The following is a 10,423-nucleotide window of genomic DNA, read 5'->3' as shown; positions in this document are numbered from 1 at the left end:
CCAGGTGGTGGTCACGGAGCACTGAAAATGAAGCATAATTAGGATCAGTTATTTAGCTAAGTGGCTGCAAATCACCACTAAACCCTAAATAACCACCGTAACCACACTAGCCAATTTGAACCAAAACCTCCACGGGATTGCTGTCCGACTTAGGCGCCTTGTATGTGCGTACTATTTGGTGCCACATTTCAATTAGCTGATGCTCACCCACGATCTCTACTTCTTTGATGAACTCAAACCCAAACCTTTCATAGTAATTTCTAAGATAACCATGAGCGTGGATTTCAATCGACTTGACACCAATATTTTCCGCATATTCTATTAATGCTTGAACAACTTTTGAAGCAACTCCCCTCCTTCGATATGCCTCAGCAACCGCTACCCTAGCCATAATAGAAGAACCGTCTTTTTTCGCTGTTAGGCGCGCAGTAGAAATTGGTTCACCTTGTTCCGTGACTAACGCATGGATTGACTCTTCATCTAATCCATCAAAGTCTAATTCTGTAGGGATCTGTTGTTCAAGAGTAAACACCTTATAGCGGATAGCTTGAGCCAGCTTGATTAACTCAGAATCATTGCCGATAGTTACTTCCATTGCTATTTTCTCTCCAAGTACATTTCAGCAACGTAGCAAGGTTTGTTATATTTTCGGTGACTCCAGTATTACTGATATCGAGCCACTGCCATTTACTTTTGTATCAATAGTTTGTGGAATCCCTAAATACTCAATACGACCTGAACCATTTACTTTTCCTATTAGTTCGGAAGAAACATTCAGTCGAACTAAACCTGAACCATTAACTTTGATTTTGCCCGTTTGAGACTCTAACAATGTAGCTTCTACTTGACCTGCACCATTTAGGTCGACATCGAAACCGTCAACTCTTCCAAACAAATTTGCTGTACCAGCTCCATTTACTACAAGGGTAAAACTTTTAGCTGCCAAATTTGTAATATCGACCGTTTGCGCGCCATTTAAGGTTAGACTAGACACTGAGCCATTGGTTAACTTAAAGATTAAGCCTTCTTTGATTACGATGGAATCTTTAGTGCTAATTTCAAACTTGCCGTTGGAACAGGTGTATTTCAATTCATCCAGTTCTTTATTAACACCTTTCACGCTACCAGACGAGTCACCACTCGCAACCAGTTTAACGGTGGAAGGGACATTAATGGTCAAACTAGTGTAATCACATGCAGGAACTATGGTTTCAACTATGTTTTCATTAGCAAACGCCAAAGAACCATTTATCAAACATACAGATAAGAAACTGATACTTTTTATGTTCATCGATTTTTCCCTAAATTCGAACGTGACACGCCAAGAACTGTCGCTACTCGGAGGACAGAGAATTGTCCGGTGGTAGCAATGGCATAGGCGATATCAACTTTTTTGACTGAGCTATCTCCAGCGCCTCTTTGAGGATTTCGGTTTCCATCATTTTACGGCCAAGCAACTACTCAAGCTGTTTAACTTTCTTTTGAAGCGCTTTATGGTCTGCTGCGCTGACGACTTCCAGACTGGATTACAGACATGCCACCATCTTGCATGAGCTTTTTCTACTTAAATAATAAATTCGGGGTGATACCGTTTTGCCGGGCAATCCGTGAGATATAATAACCAGGTTACATAGTTATGGTAACAAACTTGGCTTTCTCTTGCGGAGTATAACGACGTCAACGCTGTTCGCCAGTAAAAATTTCAATACGCGCCATAAATACTCCTTAAAGATAGGTTGAGCCTATCGCTTAATTAATGAGTATCCGTTTTAGTTGGGGGCTAATACAGAATAAAGTCCGGGATTTGACAGAAAACTAGATGAGGGAATACAACGAAGAAAGGCCACATGACTCACTGAATGATCTCACTCCTTGAGAGTATTTGGAAAGACACGACAGCAGGAAAAACTCTAACTTATCGTGCCATTAAAACTGGCAGGGTTACAGTGGTTTAGGGATGACAATAAAACCCGGATTGAACCGGGTTTTATACCAATGTAATCACAAGAAGGAGGCGGGAAAACCGCCTTCTTTTTTATCAGTCAGAACAGATGATTAAAAGCCGATTTCATCCACAGTGAAGCTGCTGCCACATTGGTTAGAAAACTTCGGATCAGCATCCATCATTAAGCTTTCAAGGGAAGCATTTTCATCCAGTTGTTTCGGCAAATTAATATAGACATCCACTAATTTGCTGTTCTTACATGAAATCTGTAACCGTTTATGCGCTCCGTCGAAAAACGCCTGATCCACAACATCAAAAAAGTCCTGCGTGGAGACAGATTCACCGAGATGCTCCTGCATGAAATAAGCGACATTCTGGTTAAATTCTTTTTGCAGACGAATCGCAGTTTTAAAATATTCATCCGCTTTTCTTTGCGTCTGGCAGGTACCGTGCTTGTACCATTCATGACGTTGTAAACAAGAACCATAGGCTGCACTTGGCATATATTGTCCCAGTAATGCCAGCGTCGATGATGACATCGGAACCGCATCATAGCTGCAGAAAGGACTCACCGAGTGAGAATAACTGCCACAGAATCCGTAACTTGTGCCACAAGAGGCTTTATTCGGCCATAAACCATGCAGGGTAAAGTTTCCGGCCTGATAAGCGCTGGAATCCGTGACCTTACATTCAGGCTTTGACGTGTGTGTTTCACAGAAAGCTGGCTGCCAGCTGAGAGCCAAGACATAACTGTCTTCCTGACCCGCCGTTGAACAGCTGCCAGAACCCGAGCTGCCAGATGAAGAAGAATCACCACCTTTTACCTCACCACAACTGGCAGAGACCCAACGCAACTGCGGATTAGCATTTTCAACCACCACCCGGTACCAGGTGGCGTCATTTTTATTCGCCTCACGAATTTGGTAAGGCTGCCCGGAAACCAGATAGATGTTACCAGGATTGGTTTTCTTGTTTTTTGATTGATAAGCCAGACATGACTGGCTGGCATAAAAAGTACCAGAGAAAGTCACCGCGGAACTCTGCCCGACAACACCGAACAACAGTGCTAGGGCAGAAAAGACAGCCAACAGAGTTTTTAGTTTCATTTAACAAATTTCCTGTATAAGTATATGTAAGCGTCGCAATATTAAACATATCAAATTAAATAAGAAAGAAGTTAAATAAAACTTAGTGTCATATTATTTTTGCGAAATAATCATGACACTGTTTTTTCACCGGTTTAAATCAATGCCGCGGCCTTTTCCCGAGACACTTCACATCAATGTATTCTCATGCTGCAACATTGATTTTACGGTATGGATTTCAGAAACGAAAAAGGCCGCAGACGTTCGTCTACGGCCTTGAATGTGGCGGTGAGTGAGAGATTCGAACTCTCGATACGTTGCCGTATACACACTTTCCAGGCGTGCTCCTTCAGCCACTCGGACAACTCACCGAATTGTTGAAATTATTGTTCCAACGGGGCGCTAATTTAATGATTCTTCGAAAGAAGGTCAAGGAGAAAAATCGTAAAAACCGCCCTTTGACAATCAAATGGTTATTAATTAACTGATTGGCCGATTATCTGAACAATCTGAAGCTGAAACCATAAACGAATCAGACATGATAATAACCGGGCACCCGGAACCAACGCCGACAACAATCGAGAAAGTAACCATAAACGACGCCCATACCACAAGAAATTACCGCATTAGTAGAGACAGCTGTGATAATTTGATCGGATGTTGCACCGACCGCCAGTAAGATTCCTACATAGACCGGTGATTGAAATGCCACATAGGCAAACAAGTCACAAATATTTTTCATCCATCCACTAGGAGAAATACGCCGCCCGGATCTCAAGACAAAATCGCGGAAAATTCCATACGGCCAAGCAATGGCAATATTTACTGGGATCGAAAGCAGCCTTGAAGATAGCGACTGCTCCAACGTCATTCCCGAGATAAACACCTCAATGCCCATGCCTGTCACAAAACAGAATACCACCATTGCAAATGTATCAGCAGCTGCATGGCGAACACAAAAAGGCGCACTATTTTTCATTTTGTCTCACTCAAAAAAGCAACATTATTTGTGCGCATTAAAACATAATATTTATAAAATTAATCACCATTTATTAAACAGTTAACTGAATATAAAACCAAAATAAAACCGATAAACCAGCATAAAAAACTACAAAAAATAAATAGTTAAGTAGTTGTAAATAAAGAAACAAAATTAAAACAAACGCCTGTAAAATCACCTGTTTTTAAAGAAACGGATCGGATGTCTCGCAACTTCTTTCAATTTCAAATACCATAATGGTTCATCCACTCAATCGATTTAATCAAGAAGCATGAATGTGACACTAACTGAAATTATTGCGTCGGTAGAACAGCCCGAACAACTGCTCAATGAACATCAGATGACGGGATTTATTGTCGCGCTCGCTGCAACACCTTATCTGATTTCACCAGAAGAATGGCTCCCCTATCTTTGGGGTGGAAGTGACGTCGCACCGTTTGCTGAACCCGCTCATCTTGAGATGTATTGCCAACACGTCGTTCAACAATGGAATGCGGCTCAGGAATCATTACTCAGTGGCTCATGGCAATGGCCGACATCATGTCAGCTCGATGATGAAGAAATTGTCAGTCAGGCAACCCGGGACTTCTGTGAAGGCATGTTACAAGGCTGGCAGTTGACCAAAGATGACTGGGAAGCACTCATGCCACCTGAAACGGAAAATGGAGCGTTACTCGGGGGTGTTTTACTCTCGATGACCATCCTCTATGACCCGGAAACCTCTTTGGTAACATTAAATGAGGCTGGCGCAGATGCAATCGCTCAGTTCGAAGAGATTTATCAGGCGATGCCAATGATGCTATCCGGTCTCAGTCAGCGTGCACAGGCTATTGCTGAATCTGACGGTTAAACCAGATTAAAAAAGGAAGGCTATATCAGCCTTCCTTTGTTGAACTCACATCAACTTATGCATTGCCTTTGACAGAGAGATTCAGCTGTTCGGCAAAATCCAACATGCGGTTCAGCGGAATCAGCGATTTAACCCGAATCGATTCATCAACAAAGATTTCGTGCTCCTCTCCCCCATCCCTGAGCGCTTTCTCAATCGCCTGAAGCCCGTTCATCGCCATCCAAGGACAATGAGCGCAACTTCGGCATGTCGCCCCGGCACCGGCCGTCGGTGCCTCAATCAGCTCTTTTTCAGGGACAAGCTGCTGCATCTTAAAGAAAATACCTTTATCCGTTGCCACAATCATTTGTGGGTGCGGTAAAGCTTTCGCAGCTTTGATTAATTGGCTTGTTGAGCCGACTGCATCAGCCAATTCAACCACACTGGAGGGGGATTCCGGATGGACTAAAACCGCGGCTTCCGGATATAACACTTTCATTTTTTTCAACGCATCCGCTGAAAACTCATCATGAACAATACATTCACCATGCCAAAGTAACATATCTGCACCGGTTTTGTTGGCGATGTACCCGCCCAGATGGCGATCAGGTCCCCAGATGATTTTCTTATCTTTCGAGTCCAGATGTTCAACAATCTCTAATGCGATACTTGACGTTACTACCCAATTGGCTCTGGCTTTCACTGCTGCGGAAGTATTCGCATACACTACGACGGTATGATCTGGGTGAGCATCACAGAAAGCAGAGAATTCATCGACAGGGCAACCTAAGTCCAAAGAACATTCGGCTTCTAACGTCGGCATGAGAATTCTTTTTTCCGGTGTCAGGATCTTCGCTGACTCTCCCATGAAGCGCACACCACAAATCAGCAGTATCTTGGCTGGATGTCGGTTGCCGAATTTTGCCATTTCCAGTGAATCACCAACAAATCCACCTGTTGCTTCAGCCAATGCCTGAATCTCAGGATCGGTATAGTAATGGGCAATCAAAACAGCATCTTTCTCAATCAGGAGACGTTTGATTTCGCCAATATAAAATTCTTTTTGTTCTTTTGAGAGTTGTACCGGTTTCGGTGGAAATGGGTACACGGTTTCAATCTGTTCTGTAATATGGCTCATTGCTTCTACTCTACGCAATTTCCAGTAATTAGCGCATTTTACACGCTCTTTACAACGTGTCAAAAACCAGCACGACGATTCATTGATAGAATTGATTGGTAACAGAAGGCAGATAGCATAAAGGAGAACAGAGGTTCTCCTTTTGTGCATTTAAGATACAGACACTAGCGCTAGCAAATTAAAATCATAGATGCTATTTCACCATAGACCGTCTTGCAGATTCAGCAGAAGCAGTGTCAGGATATTCATCAATCACCTGTTGATAATACTGATTCGCTAACTTCGTATTTTTGCGACGTTTCTCAACATCACCTAATTTGACTAATGCATCTGCACGTTTATTTGATTTAGGAAAATCCAATACAGCTTTAAAGCTTTCAACCGCTTTATCATCCTGCTGTTTGGCATAGTAAAGCTGACCTAACCAGTAATGTGCATTCGGCGCAAAATTAGATTTGGGGAAGTCACTCTGAAATTTAGTGAATGCATTGATCGCACCGACATAATCTCTTTTTTTCAGGATCAGATCTACAGCATTTTGATAAGCCATCTGCTCATTAGCATCTTCACTGTACGTTCCAGCAGATGCCGACTGATCATTGTCTTTTGAACCTGATTGAGCCTCGAGATTGCTCTTTGAGTTGAGTTCTTCTCTAAGACGGTCGATTTCAACAAATAACTCTCTTTGCCGAGTGAGCATCTGCCCCATATCATGAGAGTTCTTCTCTACCTGACCACGTAGGTGTTGAATCTCAGTCGCCATTTCATCAATCTGCTGCTGCATCTGCACTCGCAACTGACTACTATTTTGCAATAGACGTTCCAGACGGTCAACTCTTGTCTCAGGACTTGCCGAAGTTTCATGTTGTTCTATGCCTTCAGTTAAATCCGATACTGGAGCGGGTGCAGCAAGCACATGACTTGCTGCACTAACCAGTAACATAAGCACAATTTGTCGCTTTAGGTTACCGAGCATGTTTCACCAAACTCTTCAGATTAGTAAACAATCACTGCACGACGGTTTTTTGCGTATGCAGCTTCATTATGTCCGCGCACTAATGGTTTCTCTTCACCATAGCTAACAATTGACATTTGGCTGGTTTGTACACCGAGAGCCTGAAGGTATTTATATACGGCTTCTGCACGACGCTCACCCAGAGCGATGTTGTACTCAGGCGTACCACGCTCATCGGCATGACCTTCAATCGTAACGTGAACCCTTGGATGCTTACTCAGATAAGAGGCATGAGTCGCCAGCATATCTTTATAATCTGATGCAATTGTTGAATTATCAAAAGCAAAGAATACGGTCTGCTCTTGCATAACCTTATCTTTTAGTTCCTGTTCAGAAAGCTTACCATCATCAGTAACGGGTGATACAACAGTTGTATCTGTACTATTTGCGGAACCAGATGTAGATTGGTTAGTCGTCGTCTCATTTCCTGAGGCACTCACTGCATCATCACTTGAACTACACGCAGTAACCGCGAGTACTGGTAGTGCAATCAATAGCCCTTTAAGAACTTTATTCAGTTGCATCTTCTTTTCCTTATTTTTTAATCATGACTCATTACAAAAACGGTGACCACGCTGGCGCTCTTACGCGTCCGTTTGTTTCTGGTAACCTGGCTTTAAATCGTCCGTCAATAGAGACCATGGATAATACATTGGTTTTATTGTAAATCGAACTATAGATAACCATACCACCGTTAGGCGCAATACTTGGAGACTCATCGAGCAAAGTTCTTGTAAGAATTTGCACACTGCCAGTTTCCAAATCTTGCTTTGCCAAGTTAAATCCTGATTGGTTTTTATTCACCATAATCAAGAATTTCCCATCAGGCGTAATCTGCCCACCTAAATTTTGTGAGCCCTGCCAAGTAAGACGATTTGTCACACCAGTAGACAAATCTACTTTATATATCTGTGGTTTACCACCCCGATCTGAGGTAAATATCAGAGATTTTCCATCCGGATACCAAAAAGGCTCTGTATTATTTGATCTACTCCGCGTTATTTGCCGAATTTTCTTCGTCGCTAAATCCATAATGTAGACCTGTAAACTCCCCGATTTCGACAAAACTAAGGCTAATGACTTACCATCTGGTGAGAATACTGGCGCGCCATTGTGACGAGGAAATGACGATATTTTGTCACGTTTGCCCGTATAAATGTTCATGACGTAGATTTCAGCATGTCCATTCTGGAAACTCACATAAGCCAGTTTCTTACCATCCGGAGACCAAGCGGGAGACATTAATGGTTGTTTAGAGCTGAGGACTAACCGTTCATTGTAGCCATCATAATCTGAGATTCTCAGCTGATAAGGATATTTTTCACCATCATGTACAACGACATAAGCAATTCGCGTTAAAAACGCGCCTCTATCCCCGGTTAGTTTTTCATACACTAAATCGGAAATTCGATGTGCATACTCACGGAGCCGTTTTGGTGAGACCGTCGCAATATTATTCAGTAAGACATAATCTTTGGACTCAACAAGTTGACCATCCTCTGTGAGAGACTGTCTTTTACCTTTCAATAATTGCGCTTGAACGATATCAACCAACTGGTAATGAATGACATAATTACCCGCTGCATTTTGCTTGATTGTTCCGGTTAGTAGTGAATCGACTCCAAGTCGAGTCCATGCATCCACATTGACAGCGGATTCATCATAAGGCGTTTGTGGCATATTGCTGGTCGCAACCGGACTAAATTTGCCACTCCGCTGTAGATCCGAAGCAACCACACCTGAAACATCCTCTGGTAATTGACGCTTACCTTCCCATTGAAACGGAACGATCGCGATCGGCCTCGCTGAGTTAATCCCATCGGTAATGACGAGCTCTAATGCTGCATTTGCGGTGTGTATGCCTGATATCACGAGGAACATACAACTCAAAATCAATCGCTGTAACACAAGCTTTTCCTTTTCTCTGATACTTCAGTCAAAATTATATATTTGGTTCAACTGTTATATTAATGTCTTTCAGCTTATTGATAACATCCGGGTCATCTTTCGGCAAAGGAAAAGACGGAACCTGCGCAACCGCTCGCTGCGTCGCAGCACAAACAGCCGAGTTCCCTCCCAACACTTTCAAACTACCGACAACTGCACCGCTACCCGTCGGAATCAGGTGCAGATTAACCCGACATTTTTTCCCTTGAAACGTCTCTTCTACACGTAGATTTTGCCGAATCAGCTGTGTGTAGATTTCACCGTAACGATCAACTTCGCTGGCAATATATTGACTCCGAGCACTAGAATTCTGTTGCTCTTCTGCCTGCAGTCCGGAAAAAATATCATTTAAGGCTGCTTCCCGCTGTTTTCTTTCCTTTTCTAATTTTTCCAGACGCTCTTTTTCCTGTCGAGCCTTTTCAGCAGCAACCTTTGCTGCTTTTTCCTTTGCCAAACGTTCTTGCTCTGCTTTCTGAGCCGCTTCATGCTCTTTACGTGCTTTTTCTGCCGCTAGCTTAGCTGCCTTTTCGCGCTCAATTCGCTGCTGTTCTGCTTTTGCAATTGCAGCCTCTTTGGCTTTTCTTACTGCCTCTGCTTTTGCCGTGCGCTGTTCCTCAGCAAGTCGCTCTTGCTCCTTCTGCTTACGTTGCTGCTCCGCTGCTCTGGCGGCTTTCGCCTCACGGGCTTGCTGTTCTTTTAACTGCCGGATTCGCTCTTCTTCTGCTCTCCGATTCTCTTCAAGGCGCTCACTTTCACGACGCAGACGATCAAGCCGCTCTTTTTCTTTACGAGCCGCCGCTTCTCGAGTCGCCTTAATCTGCTGTGCCTGTTGATGCACCAATGCAGGGTCAATCACCACCGCCTGAACCATATTACCGGTCGGATGCGGCTTCTCTTGATAAAACTGACCGCCCCAAAGCAATAAACCAATTAAAATCGCGTGCAACACGATAGAAATTATCAGTGGTTTTGTAAAACCTGAGCGCTTATCTTCTCTCTTTTTCATGAAGGTTATACTGCTTATTCCCTGATATCTGTTAACAAACCAACCTTTGGAACACCGGCTTTACTCAGCTCATCCAGCACATTCACAATCTCTGCATAAGGGCTAGTCGCCTCACCACCGACAGCAACAGGTGAACCGGGATGTAAACTCAGTTCAGCTTTGACCAGAACAATTGCATCCTGTAAGGATAGTCCCCGTTTGAAAGGTTCATTATTGATACTAACCCCCAAACTGCCTTCTTTATTGATTTCTACAATAATGAAGCCACCATTATCACCGACCAAGTCGGACGCAGGTTTCGCTGTTTCTGTTTTTGGTAGTTCAACATCCACACCCTGAGTGATAAACGGTGATGTCACCATAAAAATGATTAACAAAACCAACATCACATCGATATAGGGTACCACATTAATTTCTGCGGTCATTTTACGCTTCTTTGGTTGGTAACCCGCCATAAA

General features: G+C 43.2%; 11 protein-coding genes, 1 tRNA gene and 2 pseudogenes. 2 read left to right on the top strand and 12 right to left on the bottom strand.

Annotated features, from left to right (window positions below; all coding sequences use genetic code 11):
* Nucleotides 1-106: 106 nt before the first annotated feature.
* The 3 genes and pseudogenes from VRK_RS06085 to VRK_RS21410 all read right to left on the bottom strand — a co-directional run.
* Nucleotides 107-595 (bottom strand): GNAT family N-acetyltransferase, encoded by a 489-nt coding sequence (locus VRK_RS06085; protein WP_059120548.1) that lies wholly within the window; start codon nt 593-595, stop codon nt 107-109.
* Between the two features lie 45 nt (nt 596-640).
* Nucleotides 641-1,291: a GIN domain-containing protein gene (locus VRK_RS06080; RefSeq protein ID WP_157371860.1), complete on the bottom strand. Its 651-nt coding sequence runs from the start codon at nt 1,289-1,291 to the stop codon at nt 641-643.
* An 11-nt stretch (nt 1,292-1,302) separates the two neighbouring features.
* Nucleotides 1,303-1,716 (bottom strand): annotated as a pseudogene (locus VRK_RS21410) (transposase); the annotation flags it as partial.
* A 73-nt stretch (nt 1,717-1,789) separates the two neighbouring features.
* Here VRK_RS21410 and VRK_RS20870 point away from each other — a divergent pair.
* Nucleotides 1,790-1,876, top strand: a pseudogene (locus VRK_RS20870) (integrase core domain-containing protein); the annotation flags it as partial.
* Nucleotides 1,877-2,055: 179 nt separating this feature from the next.
* On the opposite strand, the gene VRK_RS06075 reads toward VRK_RS20870, so the two are convergent.
* The 3 genes from VRK_RS06075 to VRK_RS06065 form a co-directional block, all read right to left on the bottom strand.
* On the bottom strand, nt 2,056-3,051 hold the full coding sequence (locus VRK_RS06075; protein ID WP_059120547.1) for a ribonuclease T2 family protein: 996 nt from the start codon (nt 3,049-3,051) through the stop codon (nt 2,056-2,058).
* A 262-nt stretch (nt 3,052-3,313) separates the two neighbouring features.
* Nucleotides 3,314-3,401, bottom strand: a tRNA-Ser gene (locus VRK_RS06070).
* A 161-nt stretch (nt 3,402-3,562) separates the two neighbouring features.
* A complete protein-coding gene (locus VRK_RS06065; protein WP_059120546.1) occupies nt 3,563-4,009 on the bottom strand; it encodes an L-alanine exporter AlaE in 447 nt (148 codons plus the stop codon).
* Nucleotides 4,010-4,307: 298 nt separating this feature from the next.
* Between VRK_RS06065 and VRK_RS06060 the strand changes: the two genes are divergently transcribed.
* Nucleotides 4,308-4,880: a UPF0149 family protein gene (locus VRK_RS06060; protein ID WP_059122673.1), complete on the top strand. Its 573-nt coding sequence runs from the start codon at nt 4,308-4,310 to the stop codon at nt 4,878-4,880.
* Nucleotides 4,881-4,935: 55 nt separating this feature from the next.
* Here the strand turns inward: VRK_RS06060 and nadA are convergent, their stop codons facing one another.
* From nadA to VRK_RS06030, 6 genes are all read right to left on the bottom strand, one after another.
* Entirely contained in the window at nt 4,936-5,997 is a 1,062-nt protein-coding gene (nadA, locus tag VRK_RS06055) for a quinolinate synthase NadA (protein ID WP_059120545.1), read from the bottom strand.
* Nucleotides 5,998-6,190: 193 nt separating this feature from the next.
* Nucleotides 6,191-6,973, bottom strand: a complete 783-nt coding sequence (gene ybgF / locus VRK_RS06050; protein ID WP_059120544.1) for a tol-pal system protein YbgF — start codon at nt 6,971-6,973, stop codon at nt 6,191-6,193.
* Nucleotides 6,974-6,993: 20 nt separating this feature from the next.
* A complete protein-coding gene (gene pal, locus VRK_RS06045) occupies nt 6,994-7,536 on the bottom strand; it encodes a peptidoglycan-associated lipoprotein Pal (protein ID WP_059120543.1) in 543 nt (180 codons plus the stop codon).
* A 31-nt stretch (nt 7,537-7,567) separates the two neighbouring features.
* Nucleotides 7,568-8,920, bottom strand: coding sequence for a Tol-Pal system beta propeller repeat protein TolB (gene tolB, locus VRK_RS06040; protein WP_059120542.1), 1,353 nt, complete (start codon nt 8,918-8,920; stop codon nt 7,568-7,570).
* Nucleotides 8,921-8,954: 34 nt separating this feature from the next.
* Nucleotides 8,955-9,965: a cell envelope integrity protein TolA gene (gene tolA, locus VRK_RS06035; protein ID WP_059120541.1), complete on the bottom strand. Its 1,011-nt coding sequence runs from the start codon at nt 9,963-9,965 to the stop codon at nt 8,955-8,957.
* A 14-nt stretch (nt 9,966-9,979) separates the two neighbouring features.
* Nucleotides 9,980-10,420: an ExbD/TolR family protein gene (locus VRK_RS06030; RefSeq protein ID WP_059120540.1), complete on the bottom strand. Its 441-nt coding sequence runs from the start codon at nt 10,418-10,420 to the stop codon at nt 9,980-9,982.
* Nucleotides 10,421-10,423 lie beyond the last annotated feature (3 nt).

This window comes from Vibrio sp. MEBiC08052, assembly GCF_001506075.1.
GTDB lineage: Bacteria > Pseudomonadota > Gammaproteobacteria > Enterobacterales > Vibrionaceae > Vibrio.
Note: the sequence above shows the minus strand (reverse complement) of the source record. Positions and strands in the feature narration are given on the sequence as shown.

Bases quoted from the DNA above. Each gene is read 5' to 3' on its own strand.
- VRK_RS06085 (WP_059120548.1), bottom strand. From the start codon at position 595: ATGGAAGTAACTATCGGCAATGATTCTGAGTTAATCAAGCTGGCTCAA.
- ybgF (WP_059120544.1), bottom strand. From the start codon at position 6,973: ATGCTCGGTAACCTAAAGCGACAAATTGTGCTTATGTTACTGGTTAGT.
- VRK_RS06075 (WP_059120547.1), bottom strand. From the start codon at position 3,051: ATGAAACTAAAAACTCTGTTGGCTGTCTTTTCTGCCCTAGCACTGTTG.
- pal (WP_059120543.1), bottom strand. From the start codon at position 7,536: ATGCAACTGAATAAAGTTCTTAAAGGGCTATTGATTGCACTACCAGTA.
- nadA (WP_059120545.1), bottom strand. From the start codon at position 5,997: ATGAGCCATATTACAGAACAGATTGAAACCGTGTACCCATTTCCACCG.
- VRK_RS06030 (WP_059120540.1), bottom strand. From the start codon at position 10,420: ATGGCGGGTTACCAACCAAAGAAGCGTAAAATGACCGCAGAAATTAAT.
- tolA (WP_059120541.1), bottom strand. From the start codon at position 9,965: ATGAAAAAGAGAGAAGATAAGCGCTCAGGTTTTACAAAACCACTGATA.
- VRK_RS06080 (WP_157371860.1), bottom strand. From the start codon at position 1,291: ATGAACATAAAAAGTATCAGTTTCTTATCTGTATGTTTGATAAATGGT.
- VRK_RS06065 (WP_059120546.1), bottom strand. From the start codon at position 4,009: ATGAAAAATAGTGCGCCTTTTTGTGTTCGCCATGCAGCTGCTGATACA.